This window comes from Thermogemmatispora onikobensis, assembly GCF_001748285.1.
Taxonomy (GTDB): domain Bacteria; phylum Chloroflexota; class Ktedonobacteria; order Ktedonobacterales; family Ktedonobacteraceae; genus Thermogemmatispora; species Thermogemmatispora onikobensis.
Window position 1 is genome coordinate 1 of the sequence record NZ_BDGT01000072.1, and the last position, 17,627, is coordinate 17,627.

Genomic DNA, 17,627 nt, shown 5'->3' on the forward strand with positions numbered 1-17,627 from the left:
CGTTCAGGGGAGCAGCGTTCAGAGAAGCGGCCATTGACAGTGATTCACAATTGATATATCCTAGCGCTAGAAGCACGTCCTTGTCCTGTAACACAGAGGCAAGAGCAAGCAGCAGGGGTCAAAAGGTTCGTAGCCCTGTCCATCTGCAAGAGGATACTGCAAGCGAGAGGATACTCAAGAAAGGAATAGGCCTATGAAGCTCACTATGAAAGGTGACTACGGACTGCGAGCCATGCTCGACATGGCGGCCTACTATGGACAGGGACCGGTTGAAAGTGCGGATATTGCCAGTCGGCAGTATATTCCTGAGCATTACCTTGATCAGATCCTGATGGCGCTGCGCAAGGAAGGACTGGTCAAGAGTGTGCGCGGTCCCAAAGGTGGGCATATGCTGGCAAGGCCGCCCTCTCAGATTACTATGGCTGAAGTGGTACGGGCCCTGGAGGGCTACGTCCCGCCGATGAAATGTTTGCCTTCGCCTGGTGTCTGTGAGCTGTCGCCAGGCTGTGCTTTGCGCGAGGTCTGGCAGAAGATCGATGAGATGACCTGGCAGATTCTGCTCTCGACCACCATCGAGGAGCTGGCGCAGCGCCATCGCACGGGCGCTGCTGCAGAGACCATGTACTATATCTAGTATATCTAGTAGCTCTCGCTAGTCCGGGCAAAGCGAGCTGCCGCTCATGGAAGCGGCGGGTGGCGGGTAGGAGCCGGTTGGCGGCCTGGACTAGAGATAGGCAGCGGCAGGCAGGCGGCAGTTGTCCGCTGACCTGAAGGGGAAGGGTAGTAAGACGTGGCTGTTCCTGTGCAAAAAGCCAAGAAGACAAAGGTAATCGCTCTAGTAGAGGACGATCCACGCCTCATCGAGATGGTTCAGGCGGTCATCACAACCGTCAGTTCCTGGCAGCTGCACGTCTTTCCCGATGGGCAGGAAGCCCGTGAGCAATTGCCCGGTATCGGGGCTGATTTGATCCTACTCGATGTAGGTTTGCCCAACCTCGACGGCGTCTCCCTCTACAGGATCTTGCGCGGCCATAGTCAAACCAGGCATATCCCAATTATTGTCATCACCGGTAGCTACGAGTGGGAGCTGCATCGCATGGGCTTGCATACGGGGTTGATGCTGCGTAAACCCTTCAGCGTGCAAGAACTCCTCTTTCTCATGCGCGCCCTGCTCGCCGAGGAGCCGGAGCAAGCCGAGCCAGCCCAAGGCTAGATCAAACAAACAGGCAGGCAGGTAGGTGAACATGGCGCGCTGGCCCAAGGATGCAACAGAACTGGTCGGTCGTACCCCGCTGGTTGAGCTGAAGCGGTTTGCTGCTTCCTGCGGAGCTACCGTGCTGGCCAAGCTAGAGATGTTCAGCCCCGGCGGTAGCCTGAAGGATCGTCCAGCCCTCAAGATGATCTGCGAAGCGGAGACGCAGGGTCTTCTGCGCCCGGGAGGAGTCATCACTGAGCCAACGAGCGGGAATATGGGCATCTCCCTGGCCTGGATTGCCGCCGCCCGTGGCTATCGCTGCATCCTGACCATGCCCGACACCATCAGTCTGGAACGCCGTCTGCTCCTGCGCCGCCTGGGGGCCCAGGTGATTCTGACCCCGGGCAACCAGGGAATGCGCGGCGCCATCAACAAAGTGATCGAGCTGCGCACCTCGCTCTCAAACGCCTGGTATCCCCAGCAGTTTTATAATCAGGCCAACCCTCGCGCTCACCGCGAGGGCACCGCCGTTGAGATCTGGGAAGACACCGGCGGGGCTGTCGATATGGTAGTGATCGGCGTCGGCACTGGTGGAACCCTGACCGGGGTCGCCGAGGGTTTGCGCGCCCGCAAGCCAGCGGTGGAGGTGGTAGCGGTCGAACCCGCGGCCTGTGCCATCCTCTCAGGAGGGCGTCCCGGGCCGCATCGCATCGAGGGCCTGGGAGCCGGTTTCATTCCCGACACCCTGCGTGTCGATCTGATCGATCGGGTCGTTCCCGTCAGCGATCACGATGCCGTCGCCACCGCGCGCGCTATCATGGAGCAGGAGGGCCTCTCGGTTGGCATCAGTAGCGGCGCTGTTGCCTGGGCTGCTCTCCAGGAGGCTCGGAAGCAGGAGAACGAGGGGAAAGTCATCGTGACCATCTTCCCCAGCGCCGCCGAGCGCTACCTGCACACAATCCTCTTCGACGACCTGCGCGTCTGACGGCGCCACCTTCTGACTTCGTCCAGCCCCCTGAGTGGCCCGTGAACGATCCTGGCCGGGCCTGACACAAAGTGAGGCACCCTCAGCAACGTGGATGCAACAAGATCGCTCTCGATCAGCTCTGTCGACTGCCTGCTCATGAGACCGAAGTCCCGCCTGATTCGTCTTAAATCATAGCGGCTGTGACCAGCCTCCAGGCCAAATGCCAGAAAGCACCAGATCGATTCAACATCGCTCAACGAGCAAGCTGTAGCCCGCCACGGCGCCTTGCCTCTCGCTTCTCCCAATCTGGAGCAGGGTGGCGCCGACCTGGCAACAGACCTGATGACGCTGGCCAGCCGAGATGTTTTTGCTGCACATGGGGAGGGATGGTACGCGCGATGTCCACAATTACAGAGCACCAAAGCGGGACAGAGGTCCAACGCTTTCATCTGAAGCGCTCCGCCTATGTGCGCAACAGCCTGCTGGCCCTCTTAACAGCGGCAGCCTTCCTGCTGACGGCAGTGGGATTGTTAGGGGGGGGACGCTGGCTTTGGGGAAGCTACGGACATGCCTTCACGCCCTATCTCAAGTGGCAGGATGTCCTGATGGCGCTGCTGGCCTATCTCATCCTGAGCGCTCTGGCTGGCTCTCTCATGAGCCTGCGCTACCTCTATGCTCTGCAAAGGGGCTACCGCCGAGAAATGCTGCTCATTGAGGAGCAGAGCCTGAAAGTGCGCGATCTGTCGCATAAAAATCTGGGCAGTATCTTCTGGATGATCGGCACCACCTTGCTCTGCTTTCTGGTGGTGCTGGGGGGCCTGATTCCACTCGTCCTGTTGGGCTGGGCGCAGAGCTGGGCTGATCCTGTCCTGGCAACCCTCGGCACTGGTCTGCTCCTGCTCCTCAGCCTGCCCGGGCTGGCGCTGAGTGTCGGCATGCTAGGGCTGCTGGCTTGTATTCTGGTCAGCTGCTTCTCGCTTGGCCGCCAGATGGGGGCGCCGCGGACCTACCGGCTCGATAGCCATACCTCGCTCTGGATTCATGACTTCATGCTCTCTATTCTCTCACCCGGCGAGCCGGAGTCTCTGCTAGAACTACAGCTGCTCTCCAGCGCCGATCAGCAGCGCCTGCTAGCCTTGTTGCGCAAACGCTGGATCGATGCCGATCGGCCCTGGAATCCAGCGCTGGGCGAGGAGATCGAGGCAGCCCTCGCCGAGGTTCAGCATCAAAAACGCCTGGCCCTTTCCGCCTGAGCCCCAACCTCGCCCCGGCCCCGCACTCGCTGGCTGGCGCCTGGCTGAGCGATTGAGCGCGGCCTGCCGCCTGGATCAGTAGGCGGAGCCTGGGGCCGGAGTGGGGAGGGAAGGGAGAGCGACGAAGGATGCAGAGGCGCGCCAGAGAAAAGAGAGCAGGCGGGGCAGGGAAAATTGGGGGGGGCAAAAAAATCCCCCTTGGGGGGACTTGACAAAGTCGTCGGTAGGGGATATACTTTCAAATTGCCAATTGACAAGGAGTGACTGGGTGCAACCCTGACAGGAAAGGGGCGGCACACAGCATGTTTTTTTCTCTCTGAGTCAGTGTGTAGGGCCGTGCATGTGGGTGATTCAGCAGCCAACTGAACGACGACGAAGACGACAAAGCAATTCCGAGTAACCGCTTGTGGGAGCACGAAGCGGTTACTTTTCTTGTCATGCAATGCTCCCGGCACAGGAATTATCAGCAACCGTAGATAACAGCAGCAATCATCGATTTCACGATCCTCCGGAGAGGTGCGCCGAGGCGCCTCTCGGGACATCTTTCCCTTCACGACAGCAGACGCAGATGTGACCTGGCGGGCAGACAGGCCCTCCCTGGTACCTGCCTTTCCCATTGCAGCCTGACGAACCAACAGCAGCAACCGCCTGACCTGGTTTGGTCTGTCTGCATGGGCAAGACAGGAAGCTGGGCTACGTAAGGAGAGGCCGTCTGTCGCGCAAGGAAGGTTTTCCTCCGTGAAGCTCTAGTGAGAGGAGAATATCACACATGACAGTGAGCAGCAAGGCCGTGGCGCTCCCGGAGCGTGTTTCTTTCGCGCGCATTCCGGATATACGGCCAATGCCGGGCCTGATCCAGATCCAGCTCGACTCCTTTGAATGGTTCAAGCGAGAGGGCCTGCGCGAGGTTTTTGAAGAGATCTCTCCTATTGAAGATTTCACTGGCAAAAATCTCAGTCTGGAGTTTATTGTCCCGCCCGAGCCATTCGGCAAGCCCAAGTACAGCGAGGATGAGTGTCGCGACCGCGACGCCACCTATGCCGCCCCGCTGACGGTCAAGGCGCGCCTGATCAATAAGGAGACGGGCGAGGTCATCGAGAAAGATATCTTCATGGGGGATTTCCCCCTGATGACCAAGCAGGGCACCTTTATTATCAATGGCGTCGAGCGCGTCGTAGTCAGCCAGCTTGTGCGCTCGCCGGGGGTCTACTTTACCGCTGAAGAGGACGCCAGCACCGGGCGCAAGCTCTTCGCCGCCAAGTTGATCCCGAATCGTGGCGCCTGGCTGGAGTTTGAAACAAGCAATAAGAATCTCCTCTCCGTCAAGATTGATCGCAAGCGCAAGCTGCCTGTCACTACCCTGCTGCGCGCTGTCGCCAGCATTGCCCGCGAGCAGTGGCATACCGAAGACGTGGATCTGACGACGGATCAGGGCATGATTCAGGCCTTCAGCGAGGCCGATGACGATCCCAACGTGCGCTATATTCAGACGACGCTGGATCGTGATCCGGTCAAGCGTGAGGAGGAGGCCCTGCTCGAACTCTACAAGAAGCTGCGTCCCGGCGATCCTGCCACTCTCGATAACGCGCGCTCGCTGGTGCGCAACCTCTTCTTCAATCCGCGGCGCTATGACCTGGGCAATGTGGGCCGCTACAAGCTCAATCGCAAGCTGGAGCTGGCGGTGCCGCAGCATATTCGCGTCTTGACGCTGGACGACCTGGTCCATATTATCCGCCGTCTGATCCGTCTCAACAACGGTCACGGGCGCAAGGATGACATCGACCATCTGGGCAATCGCCGCGTGCGCTGCGTCGGCGAGCTGATTCAGTCGCAGTTCCGCGTTGGTCTCTTGCGCATGGAGCGCGTCGTCAAGGAGCGTATGAGCATCCAGGAGCCGGGTCAGGCGACGCCCAACGCTCTGATCAACATCCGCCCGGTAGTGGCGGCCATGCGCGAGTTCTTCAGTGGCAGCCAGCTCTCGCAGTTTATGGAACAGACCAATGCTCTGGCGGAGATTGGCCACAAGCGCCGCCTCTCAGCCTTGGGTCCTGGTGGCCTTTCGCGCGAGCGCGCCGGTCTGGATGTGCGCGACGTCCATCGCTCGCACTACGGGCGCATCTGTCCCATCGAAACGCCGGAAGGTCCCAACATCGGCCTGATCGGCTACCTGGCTACCTACGGGCAGGTCAATCCCTACGGCTTCATCGAGACCCCCTATCGCAAGGTCTACCGCCGTCTGCGGGCCAATGACCCGCGCCTGATCGGGCGGGAGTTCCGCGGCGTGGTTGGGCGCGAACGGGAGGATGTGGTCGACGAGGACGGCCAGGTGCTGGTCAAGGCTCATGGGCGCGTGCGCGTCGATGAAGACCTCTTCTTGAAGCTGTCAAAGGTGCTTGGCGACGCCTGGGTCCATGTCCGGGCCTTCGTCACCGACGAGGTCCAGTATCTGACCGCTGACGACGAGGAGAACTACAAGATCGCCCAGGTGAATGCCCCGCTGTTGGAGAACGGCGAGTTCGCCGAAGAGCGCACGCTGGCGCGCTACCAGGGCGAGTTTATCATGGACAGCACGGACAACATGGACTTCATGGACGTCTCACCGCGTCAGGCGGTGAGCGTGGCCACCGCGCTGATCCCCTTCCTGGAGCATGACGACGTCAACCGCGCGCTGATGGGCGCCAACATGCAGCGTCAGGCGGTGCCTTTGCTGCGACCGCAGGCGCCGGTCTGTGGCACCGGCATCGAGCGGCAGGTCGCCATTGACTCGGGTCAGGTGCTTGTCAGTGAGGTGGATGGCGAAGTCGTCAAATCGACGGCGCGCGTCATCGAGATCATGGATAACCAGGGCGAGATCCATACCTATCGCCTGCGCAAGTTCATGCGCTCCAACGCTGGCACCTGCATCAATCAGCGACCTATCGTGCGCAAGCGCGATCGCGTGCGCGCCGGCCAGGTGATCGCCGACAGCTCCTCGACCCAGGATGGCGAGCTGGCCCTCGGGCAGAATATTCTGGTGGCCTTCATGAGCTGGGAGGGTGGCAACTTCGAGGACGCCATTCTGATCAGCGAGCGCATTGTCCGCGAAGATCTCTTCACCTCGATCCATATCGAGAAGTACGAGGTTGATGCGCGCGACACCAAGCTCGGCCCCGAGGAGATTACCCGCGATATCCCGAACGTTGGTGAGGAGGGCCTGCGCAACCTGGACGAGCGCGGCATCATCTACGTCGGCGCTGAGGTCGGACCGCAGGATATCCTGGTCGGCAAGATCACGCCCAAGGGCGAGACCGAGTTGACCGCGGAGGAGAAGCTGCTGCGCGCCATCTTCGGTGAGAAGGCGCGTGAGGTCAAGGATACCTCGCTGCGCGTCCCGCACGGCGAGCGTGGCAAGGTGGTCGAGGTCAAGGTCTTCTCGCGTGAGAACGGCGATGAGCTGCCACCCGGAGTCAACCAGCTGGTGCGCGTCAGCATTGCTCAGAAGCGCAAGATCGGTGCCGGCGACAAGATGGCCGGACGCCACGGCAACAAGGGCGTCATCTCGCGCGTCCTGCCCATCGAAGATATGCCATTCCTGCCTGACGGCACGCCGGTCGATATTATTCTCAACCCGCTGGGTGTGCCACACCGCATGAACCTTGGGCAGATCCTGGAGACGCATCTGGGCTGGGCCGCCACGGCCTTGGGCATCAAGATCGCGACACCCGTCTTCGATGGGGCCAGCGAGGCCGACGTCTCTGAGCTGCTGCGCCGCGCCAACCTGCCGGAGAGCGGTAAGATCCAACTCTTCGACGGGCGCACCGGCGAGCCGTTCGACCAGCCGATCACTGTGGGCTATACTTACATGCTCAAGCTGGCCCACCTGGTCGAAGACAAGGTCCATGCCCGCTCGACTGGCCCCTACAGCCTGATCACACAGCAGCCGCTGGGCGGTAAGGCGCAGTTCGGTGGCCAGCGCTTCGGCGAAATGGAGGTCTGGGCCCTCGAAGCCTACGGCGCGGCCTATATCCTGCAGGAGATCCTCACCGTCAAGTCGGATGACGTGGTAGGCCGTGTCAAGACCTACGAGGCCATCGTCAAGGGCGAAAACATCATCGAGCCGGGCGTACCTGAGTCCTTCAAGGTCCTGGTCAAGGAACTGCAGAGCCTGGGGATCAACGTAGAGGTTCTCAACGAGGACGATCAGAAGATCCAGTTCGTTGAGGACAGCTCGAACGACGTCATGCCCGAGCTAGGCATTAATCTGTCCGGTTTCGAGGGAGATCAGTAAGGGAACCGGGGAAGGCGCCCGTCCATCAAACCAACCTGTACGGCGAGTGGTTGCAGTGCTCCCTCTGGTTTCCCTGCCGTATTGGGCTATGCCGTTGCCTGCCCGCTCTCTGGCCAGCAAGCCTGATCGACCGCGACCGCCTTCAGTGCTGGCTTGTCAGCTGGCGCCTGCCTTTCATCAGCGCCCATGTCCAGATCAGACAAGGCAGGTTCCAGGCCAGAGAGCGGGCCGGGGCCTTCCCCTTTCCCATCAGGAGGCAGCATGCTCGAAGTCAACGATTTCAACGCAATTCGCATTAGTCTCGCCAGCCCCGAGCAGATTCGCAGCTGGAGCTACGGCGAGGTCACGAAACCGGAGACTATCAATTACCGCACTCTCAGGCCAGAGAAGGACGGTCTCTTCTGTGAGCGTATCTTCGGCCCCACCAAGGACTGGGAGTGCTATTGTGGCAAATACAAGCGCGTCCGTTTCAAGGGCATCGTCTGCGATAAATGTGGCGTCGAAGTCGCGCGCTCAAAGGTGCGCCGCGAGCGCATGGGCCATATCGAGCTGGCTTCTCCGGTCAGCCATATCTGGTACTTTAAGGGCATTCCCAGCCGCATCGGCCTCTTGCTCGATCTGTCGCCGCGCAACCTGGAGCGCATCCTCTACTTTGCGCTCTACGTGGTCACCCACATCGACGAAGAGGCGCGCCAGAAGGCCCTGATGGAGCTGGATCGCGAGCTGGCCAATCTTCAGCAGACGACCGAGGAGGAGGTTGTCGAGCGCGTCGACAGCCTCAAGGAGCAGCGCGACAGCGAGATTCAGGACGAGCGTGCCCGCCTGGCGGCCCGCATCCGCCAGATTCAAGAGGAGCGCGAGCGTGATCTAGAGCGGGCTCGCCAGGCCGAGAGCGAGACCCTGGCTGAGCTGCGCGGCCAGCGTGGCAAGCCGGCGGAAGACGATATTGTCTACGAGCCGACCGGTCAAATCATCGTCCCGCGCGGCGAGGTTGTCACCCTCAAGCATATCGAGCTGCTGGAGCAAGTAGCCGAGACCTGCCGCAACGACATCGCCGAGCAGGCTCGCCATGCCCTGGAGGCCGTGCGCGCCGAGAGCGAGCGCGAGGCCGAGCGCCTCAACCTTGATTACCAGGGCCAGATCGACCTCTTGCAGTCGCAGCTCGAATCGCAGCGCACCGACCGCCGTCATCGCCTGGAGCAGCTGCGTCGCGACCTGGTCAACCTCAAGAAGATGGACCTGCTCCAGGAGAATCGCTATCGCGAGCTGAAGGAGGCCTTCGGCAACGTCTTCCGCGCCGGCATGGGCGCCGAGGCCGTGCGCGAACTGATCGCCGATATCGATCTTGACAAACTGGCGATGGAGCTGCGCCAGGAGATCAGCTCGACCGTTGGCCAGCGACGCAAGAAGGCCACCAAGCGCCTCAAGGTCGTAGAGGCCTTCCGCAAGTCCGGCAATCGTCCCGAGTGGATGATCCTGACGGTGCTGCCAGTGCTGCCGCCCGAGCTGCGTCCAATGGTTCAGCTTGACGGCGGGCGCTTTGCCACCTCGGACCTCAACGACCTCTATCGTCGCGTCATCAACCGCAACAACCGTCTCAAGAGGCTGCTGGAGCTGAGCGCGCCGGAGATCATCATTCGCAACGAGAAGCGCATGCTGCAGGAGGCCTGCGATGCCCTCATCGATAACGGGCGCCGCGGGCGAGCGGTAGCCGGCTCGGGCAACCACAAGCTCAAGAGCCTCTCTGACATGCTCAAGGGGAAACAGGGGCGCTTCCGCCAGAACCTGCTTGGTAAGCGCGTCGACTACTCTGGCCGCTCGGTGATCGTCGTCGGCCCTGAGCTGAAGCTGCACCAGTGCGGTCTACCCAAGCGCATGGCTCTGGAGCTATTCAAGCCCTTCGTCATGCGCAAGCTCGTCGAGCGTGGAGATGCGCACAACATCAAGAGCGCCAAGCGCTTCGTCGAGCGTGTCCGGCCCGAGGTCTGGGATGTCCTGGAAGAAGTCATCAAGGACCATCCCGTTCTGCTCAACCGTGCGCCGACCCTGCACCGTCTGGGCTTGCAAGCCTTCGAGGCTGTGCTGGTCGAAGGCAGCGCCATCCAATTGCACCCGCTGGTCTGCTCGGCCTTCAACGCCGATTTCGATGGCGACCAGATGGCCGTGCACGTCCCGCTGTCCGAAAAAGCCCAGGACGAGGCGCGGCAGTACATGATGTCCACGCGCAACCTGCTGCTGCCGGCCACTGGCGAGCCGTCCATCGGCGCCACCGGTGACATGGTTCTTGGCTGCTTCTACCTGACGCAGGATCGTCCGGGCAAGAAGGGCGAAGGGCGCGTCTTCACCGACCCGACCGAAGCCCTGCTGGCCTACCATCATGGTGTCATCGACCTGCAGGCCCTCATCAAAGTGCGCATGGATGGTGTGCAAATCTTCGATGAGCCGCCGCCGGCAGGGCCGACCATGTATGCGCAGCGTCAGCTCATCACCACCACCGTCGGGCGCATCATCTTCAACGAATCGCTGCCCGAGCGCATGCGCTTCAAGAACTACCCGATGAGGAAGGATGACCTGCGCGCGCTGATCTCCGAGTGTTACAAGGAGTATGGGCGCGTCAAGACCTGCGAACTGGCGGACGAGATCAAGCGTCTCGGCTTCTCCTACGCCACCAAGGCTGGCGCCACCATTGCCGTCAGCGACATCAAGGTGCCGGAGGGCAAAGCCGAGGAGCTGGCCAAGGCCGACGCCAAGATCGCCGCTTTGGAAGAGCAGTACCGTGAGGGTCTCATCACCGACTTCGAGAAATACCAGCAGACCATCGACATCTGGAACGAAGTCACCGAGAACATCACCAAGATGGTCGAGCAGACGCTGGACCCCTACGGTGCCATCTTCACCATCGCCAAGTCTGGTGCCACCAAGGCCCGTTTCCAGCAGATCCGTCAGCTCTCGGGTATGCGCGGTCTGATGGCCAGCCCGTCCGGTAAGATCATCGACGTGCCCATTCGAGGCAACTTCCGCGAGGGGCTGAGCGTGCTCGAGTACTTTATCAGCAGCCACGGAGCGCGCAAAGGGCTGGCCGACACTGCTCTGCGTACCGCCGAGTCGGGCTATCTGACGCGGCGCCTGATCGACGTTGCCCAGGACGTCATCGTCACCGAAGAGGATTGTCAGACCACCGAGGGCATCCTCATTACCGATGAGGACAGCAAAGAGATGATGCTGCCCGACATCCGCCAGCGCATCACCGGGCGCATCCTGCTGGAGCCAATCCCTGGCTTCGAGCACCTCATCGAGGTCGGCGATGAGATCACCGAGGACATTGCCGATGCCCTGGTGGCGGCGGGCGTCAAGCAAGTGCGCGTCCGCTCCGTACTGGGCTGCCAGACCCGCCGTGGGGTCTGCCGCAAGTGCTATGGCCGTGACCTGGCGGAGAACAGCCTGGTGCGCCTGGGCCAGGCCGTTGGCATCATTGCCGCCCAGTCCATCGGCGAGCCTGGCACGCAGCTAACCATGCGTACCTTCCACACCGGCGGTATCGCGGGCGCCCAGGGCGACATCACTCAGGGTCTACCGCGCATCGAAGAGCTGTTCGAGGCGCGCGTCCCCAAGGATAAGGCGGAGATCAGCGAGATCGATGGCGTCGTCGAAATCATCAAAGACGAAAACACGGGCAGCCGCACCGTGCGCGTCGTCTCGACCAACACCATCTTCGACGAGTATCGCCTGCCGCCTGGGGCCGAGATCCTCGTCAACGAGCACGACCAGGTCCAGAAGGACCAGCTGCTGGCCCTGGAGCCGCCGCAGAACGGCAGCGAGCCGCGCGAAGTGCGGGCCCGCACCAGCGGCGAAGTGCTCTTCAACGCGAACGGGGTACTGACCATCCGCTCCGAGGAGCGCGACGAGCGCAGCTATCCGGTGCCAGCGGCCCGCAGCCTGGCCGTCGCTCAGGGGCAGTACATCAAAGCCGGAACACCCATCACCAGCGGCCATCTCGACCCGCAGGATGTCCTGCGCATCCTCGGACGCGAAGCCGTCCAGATGTACCTCGTCAAAGAGGTCCAGCGCATCTACCGCAACACCGGTGTGCGCATCAACGACAAGCACATCGAGATCATCATCCGGCAGATGCTGCGCCGCGTGCGCGTCGAGGAACCGGGCGATACCGACATGCTGCCCAACGACCTGGTCGATCGCTTCGCCTTTGCGGAGACCAACGCGCGCGTCCTGGCCGAGGGCGGTGAGCCGGCCCGCGCCCAGACCGTCCTGCTGGGCGTCACCAAGGCCTCACTCAACACCGACAGCTTCCTGGCGGCGGCCTCGTTCCAGGAGACCACGCGCGTGTTGACCGAGGCGGCCATTCAGGGCCAGACCGACCACCTGGTGGGCCTCAAGGAGAACGTCATCATCGGCAAGCTCATTCCGGCAGGCTCCGGCTTCCTGCAGCGACGCCGCGAGCAGCTGGCGCGCCAGCAACAGGTCCAGCAACGCCTGACAGGCACGCCCAGCGTGGCCGGTGTCGGGGCTGGCCTGGGTGGAAGCTCTGGCAGCAACGGCCACAGCAGCGGTACCCCCGGCGTGGCTCTTGACAGCCTGAGTGATGAGTGATACCATATACAACCGCGCATAGATTGAGAAGGGGCGCGCACCAGCGCGCCCCTTTAGAGGACAGTTAGGGGAGGATTGCTCGTTGCCAACGATCAATCAGCTGGTCCGAAAGGGCCGTTCCAAGAAAGTCAGACGCTCGAAGGCTCCAGCGCTGTTGTATTCCTACAACGCGCTGAAAAACCGTGTGATGCGCATGAGCGGCGCGCCGCAGAAGCGCGGCGTGTGTACGCAGATCCGTACCATGACGCCCAAGAAGCCGAACTCGGCCATGCGCAAGATCGCGCGCGTGCGCTTGAGTAACTTGATGGAGGTCACGGCCTATATCCCCGGCGAGGGCCATAACCTCCAGGAGCACTCGGTGGTCTTGATCCGCGGTGGGCGCGTGAAGGATCTGCCCAGTGTGCGCTACCATATCATCCGCGGTACGCTCGATAGCGATGGGGTTGCTAAGCGTCGCCGCGGTCGCTCAAAGTATGGAGCCAAACGGCCCAAGCCTGGGCAGGCGGCGGCCACTTCAGCCGCCAGGGGTGGTAAGAAGTAGCGCGTGGGCGGCTGCTGAAGCGCAGAAGCATGCAAGAAGCATAGCCATCCGACCCGCCACATTCCCCGCTTCCCTGCCCGATACCGCCTGAGAGCGTTCAGGTAGGTCGGTTTACAGGTCGTGCATCACTTTCGATCACACTCATCGGCGTTCTTCACGGTCGATGCGTGTCGAGTGTCCTCCACGTCTGTCCCTCTGCCAGGCAGGCAACAAAAAAAATGTGCGCTTGCCCTGGCGTGCCTCGTGGAAAGCGACGCTCGTTTGTTTGTCTGCTCGCTCACCCGCGCCGCGCGCTAGCGCCGCCGCAGGAGAAGCGGGCCAGCGCAAAGACAGCAAGGCCGTGGTCGCCCTAGTGTGACTGACGATTGAACTGACTGGCTTGACCGGCTGGCTACTACCCCTGGCCTGGCCTCATCTCTCAAGCCAGCCAACAAAACAAACAAGCAAGGCAATCCTCGCTGCTGCCTGTGGTGAAGTGAAGGTTGGAAAAGAAAACTGCTAGCGCCTAACCCCGGGCGGGTCGGCGGATGGGGCTGGGCCAGAGCGTCGAACAGCACAATACCAGCACGAAGACGCGCAAGCGCATAAAGAGGCAAAGCGTGCCGGAGACCGGGCTGGCGAAGCGAGCAACAGCCTGCGGCTCCGGTCCGTTGCGTTGCTTGCCAGCCTCTCCCCTGGCAAGTGGGACCGCGGAAGCCGCCACGGCCACGAGGCAAGGCGGCAACGGAGGCCGGTGGAGCGCATAGTAACAGCTCTGTCGCTGTGCCCACCGTAACCGGAAGGGGAAAGAAAGCGACAGACGCTCGCGTCTGGCCAGCCGCGGCGGCGAGAGAGCGAGCATGCATGCGTGCGTGCGAGGAAGAAGGCGCTCGCTGTATGCTGCAAGAGCGCTGGCTGACAAAAGCAGGCGAACGAGAGAGAAGGAGAGAAGTCTAAGCAGAACGCTCGCATGGCTGGCTGGCCGGCTGGTTTCAGGGAGGAGCGCCAAGGAAGAGCAGCCAGCGAGGGAGACAAGCGACGTTCGCGGCAGCAGATCTGCTGCCCTACCCGCACAGGTGGGAAAGGACCCGTGCCAGCGCTCAGTCGATCAAGGTGGAGATGAAGCGAAGCCATGAGCGCGTCAGGTAGCCCGCGATCTGGTGCGGCGACCGTCGTTGCTGATGCTGTAGGCGTTCGTATCCGATTGTAGCTTCCGTTCTCATCGACGAGCAGCAGAAGCAGAAGCGCATTCCTCTAACGCGATGGGTGGGTGCCTGCCCCAGGCCGGGGTGGGTGATAGCCTCGGCAAGCCTCCCGTCATCTGGCATTCGCCTTCCTGCTCATTGTGGCCAGCAGGCCCGGCGGGAGGAGAGCGAGGAGGCAGGACAACCAGTATTGTTTGTTGTAGGCTCAGGTGTCAGCTACAATCGAAGCGACGCCTTTTCTGGTGCTTTGCACAAGGCAGGTATCATACGTACGTACGTAGCGTAGCGTAGATGCTCGTCTGCGCGCGTAAGCGGACTGCGGCCACGCTTGTCGGCCCAGGCCGGCAGCAGGAGCGGCGGCGAGCATGTGTGTTGACCGCGAAGCGAAAGGGAGGAAAAGAGACCTTGCCAAGACGCAAACGTGTTAGCCGTCGGTCAGAGTCGGACAAGCATAGCAAGGAAACCAAGAAGTACGAGTATCGGCGTGGAGTGCGTCGGCTCGAAGTCGTGGACCCTAAGTACCAGAGTCGCAACGTCGCGAGCTTCATCGGCAAGCTGATGGTCGATGGCAAGAAGAGCCTGGCCGAGCGCATCCTCTATCAGGCTTTCGCTTTAATCGAGCAGCGGCAGAAACGCCCAGCGCTGGAGGTCTTCGAGCAGGCCATCAGAAACGCCACTCCGACGGTCGAGGTCAAGCCCCGCCGTGTTGGTGGCTCGACCTATCAGGTGCCCGTCGATGTCCGCAAAGAGCGTGGCCTCTCCCTCGCCATGCGCTGGCTCATCCGCTCTGCTCGCGCTCGCACCGGCAAGAGCATGGTGGAGAAGCTGGCGAACGAGATCATGGACGCTGCCTCTGGACAGGGTGCGACCATCAAGAAACGGGAGGAGACCCACAGGATGGCAGAGTCCAACAAGGCTTTCATCCATTATCGCTGGTAATACTTAATCATGTCTAGAGAATACTCACTCGAAAGAACGCGGAATATCGGTATCATCGCCCATATTGACGCGGGAAAAACGACAACGACCGAGCGTATCCTCTTCTACACGAAGAAGATTCACCGCATGGGTGAGGTGCACGAAGGGGCTGCGACGATGGACTGGATGGTCCAGGAGCAGGAGCGCGGGATCACGATCACCGCCGCTGCTACCACCTGCTTCTGGCTCGACCATCGCATCAACATCATCGATACGCCTGGTCACGTCGACTTTACTGCCGAGGTCGAGCGCTCGCTGCGCGTCCTCGATGGGGGCATTGTGATCTTCGACGCCGTAGCCGGCGTCGAGCCTCAGTCTGAGACCGTCTGGCGCCAGGCCAACAAGTACAATGTCCCGCGCATCTGCTTTGTCAACAAGATGGATCGCGTCGGAGCTGATTTCTGGCGCACCGTCCAGATGATCCGTGACCGTCTGGGGGCCAACCCTCTTCCAATCCAGCTGCCGATCGGGGCGGAGAGCGACTTCAAGGGCTTTATCGATCTTATCGAGCAGCATGCCGTCATTTTCCTCGACGACTTGGGCACGCGGCCCGAGCCGACTCCCATTCCTGCCGGGTTGGAAGAAGAGGCGAGGCGTCATCGCGATGCGCTCATTGAGCGTGTCGCCGAGACCGACGAGGAGTTGACCCTGAAATATCTTGAGGGCGAGGAGATTACCAAGGACGAGATCCGGGCTGCCCTCCGCAAAGCAACGATTGCCGGCACTCTGGTGCCGGTACTTTGTGGTTCCTCCCTGCGCAATAAGGGTGTGCAAGCTTTGCTGGATGCGGTCGTTGCCTATCTTCCTTCCCCTCTCGATATTCCTCCTCCCATCGGCATCAATCCCGATACTGGTGAACAGGTCGCGCTGACGGTTGCAGACGATGCCCCCTTCAGCGCCCTGGCTTTCAAGATCGTCTCCGATCCCTTCGTGGGCCGCCTGGCCTATCTGCGCGTCTATTCCGGTACGCTGACGAAAGGCTCTTCGGTCGAAAATACGACCAAAGGCAAGACAGAGCGCATCGGTCGCTTGCTGCGCATGCACGCCAACCATCGCGAGGATATCGACGAGATCCGCGCCGGCGATATTTGTGCCGCCGTCGGGCTGCGCAATACCTTCACCGGCGACACCCTCTGCGATCCGCAGCACCCGGTGATCCTGGAGTCGATCTCTTTCCCCGAGCCGGTGATCGAGATCGCCATCGAGCCGAAGACGCGCGGGGATCAGGATAAGATGACGATCGCCCTCAGCAAGCTCGCTGAAGAAGATCCCACCTTCCAGGTGCGCACCGACCCCGAAAGCGGTCAGACGATTATCCGCGGCATGGGCGAGCTGCACCTGGAGGTGATCGTCGACCGCCTCTTCCGCGAGTTTAAGGTCGAGGCCAATATCGGACGCCCCCAGGTGGCCTATCGCGAAACCATTACGCGCGAGGCAACTGCCCAGGGCCGCTATGTCCGCCAGACCGGTGGACGCGGCCAGTACGGCGATGTCTGGATTCGCGTCGAACCCAACCCCGGCAAGGGCTTCGAGTTCGTCAACGCCATTGTCGGTGGCGTCATCCCCAAGGAGTATATCAAGCCGGTCGAGGTCGGTATCCGGGAGACGCTGGAGAATGGCATTATCGCCGGCTATCCAATGATCGATGTCAAGGTCACGCTCTTCGACGGCTCCTATCACGAGGTCGATTCGAGTGAGATGGCCTTTAAGACCGCCGGCTCGCTGGCCATTAAAGAGGCGGCGCGCAAGGCCGGCCCCATCTTGCTGGAGCCGGTGATGCTGGTCGAGGTGACCACCTCCGAGGAGTTCTACGGCGATATCATCGGTGATCTCAACCGTCGCCGTGGGGTGATCCTCGGCATGGAGAGCCGTGGCTCCGTCTATGTGGTGCGCGCTCATGTCCCGCTGGCCGAGATGTTCGGCTACGTCAATGATCTGCGTTCCTTGACCAGTGGACGCGCCAGCTATTCGATGCAGTTTGACCACTACGAGCCAGTGCCGCGCAACATCGCGGACGACATTATCGCTAAGGCGGCTGCCAGCTAGCTAGGAAGATAGCTGCTGACTTGCTACTGGCAGCGCCTCCCTTCCCGCTGTGGGATGGGCGTGCCTGAAGGTCCGGCGCCCTCTGCTGGCAGCTCTGCCAATGCCGGAGAGGAGCAAGAAGCCTGTCCGCGCCGTGCCTCTCACGTCACGCCGCTGGTTGGGCGGGTCCATCCCGCCCCTCACGAAGAGCGGGTCGCTGGCAGACCCAGCTCTCACTCACTCACCAGCCCTGGAGCCGATACCAGGGGACGGCCTCCCAGGGCGCTGTTCTGAGCGAGCGCTGTGTCCAGGCTGCAGGTGGAGCCTGTCGAGCGAACCAGGCCCCGCTGCCGGGCCGGCCCAGCTCTCGCCCGGTCCCTCCTCTGACGAGGAGCGACCACTGGCTAACTCTATCTCTAGTCGCGTCGTGCGGCGCTCGCTTCCCGAAAGCGCTCGCACCATACGCAGCCTGGCTCGCCCCGAGCGAGTGCGCGCTGCCCTATCTTGGCTGGTAATCGTGAGGCGATGCCGTTGCAAGGTGCACCCCCTGGGCACGTTACCGTATGTCTGTTGCACTGAGCATGTGAGCACTAAGAAGTGAGGATGAAC

The 17,627-nt window shown here is 61.6% G+C and carries 8 protein-coding genes and 1 pseudogene; all 9 read left to right on the top strand.

The genetic code is table 11. From position 1 onward, the window contains the following. Window positions 1-193 precede the first annotated feature (193 nt). Window positions 194-634, top strand: coding sequence for an RrF2 family transcriptional regulator (locus BGC09_RS20345; protein WP_052890681.1), 441 nt, complete (start codon window positions 194-196; stop codon window positions 632-634). 156 nt (window positions 635-790) lie between these two features. After that, a complete protein-coding gene (locus BGC09_RS20350; RefSeq protein WP_069806043.1) occupies window positions 791-1,213 on the top strand; it encodes a response regulator transcription factor in 423 nt (140 codons plus the stop codon). Window positions 1,214-1,244: 31 nt separating this feature from the next. After that, a complete protein-coding gene (cysK, locus tag BGC09_RS20355; protein WP_069806044.1) occupies window positions 1,245-2,180 on the top strand; it encodes a cysteine synthase A in 936 nt (311 codons plus the stop codon). A 380-nt stretch (window positions 2,181-2,560) separates the two neighbouring features. Continuing rightward, a complete protein-coding gene (locus BGC09_RS20360; protein ID WP_069806045.1) occupies window positions 2,561-3,415 on the top strand; it encodes a hypothetical protein in 855 nt (284 codons plus the stop codon). A gap of 769 nt (window positions 3,416-4,184) precedes the next feature. Further along, complete coding sequence (gene rpoB, locus BGC09_RS20365; protein WP_069806046.1) at window positions 4,185-7,682, top strand: DNA-directed RNA polymerase subunit beta; 3,498 nt, start codon at window positions 4,185-4,187, stop codon at window positions 7,680-7,682. Window positions 7,683-7,943: 261 nt separating this feature from the next. Further along, window positions 7,944-12,155, top strand: a pseudogene (rpoC, locus tag BGC09_RS20370) (DNA-directed RNA polymerase subunit beta'); the annotation flags it as partial. A gap of 217 nt (window positions 12,156-12,372) precedes the next feature. Then, complete coding sequence (rpsL, locus tag BGC09_RS20375; protein ID WP_069806048.1) at window positions 12,373-12,831, top strand: 30S ribosomal protein S12; 459 nt, start codon at window positions 12,373-12,375, stop codon at window positions 12,829-12,831. Window positions 12,832-14,504: 1,673 nt separating this feature from the next. Next, window positions 14,505-14,954 (top strand): 30S ribosomal protein S7, encoded by a 450-nt coding sequence (gene rpsG / locus BGC09_RS20385; protein ID WP_069806050.1) that lies wholly within the window; start codon window positions 14,505-14,507, stop codon window positions 14,952-14,954. Between the two features lie 9 nt (window positions 14,955-14,963). After that, the gene (gene fusA / locus BGC09_RS20390) at window positions 14,964-17,039 is read left to right on the top strand and encodes an elongation factor G (RefSeq protein WP_069806051.1); all 2,076 of its coding nucleotides are present in this window, start codon (window positions 14,964-14,966) and stop codon (window positions 17,037-17,039) included. Window positions 17,040-17,627: the final 588 nt, after the last annotated feature.

What these genes read in the sequence shown, in the direction of transcription:
- BGC09_RS20345 (WP_052890681.1), top strand. Translation starts at nt 194, where the DNA reads ATGAAGCTCACTATGAAAGGTGACTACGGACTGCGAGCCATGCTCGAC.
- cysK (WP_069806044.1), top strand. Translation starts at nt 1,245, where the DNA reads ATGGCGCGCTGGCCCAAGGATGCAACAGAACTGGTCGGTCGTACCCCG.
- BGC09_RS20360 (WP_069806045.1), top strand. Translation starts at nt 2,561, where the DNA reads ATGTCCACAATTACAGAGCACCAAAGCGGGACAGAGGTCCAACGCTTT.
- rpoB (WP_069806046.1), top strand. Translation starts at nt 4,185, where the DNA reads ATGACAGTGAGCAGCAAGGCCGTGGCGCTCCCGGAGCGTGTTTCTTTC.
- fusA (WP_069806051.1), top strand. Translation starts at nt 14,964, where the DNA reads ATGTCTAGAGAATACTCACTCGAAAGAACGCGGAATATCGGTATCATC.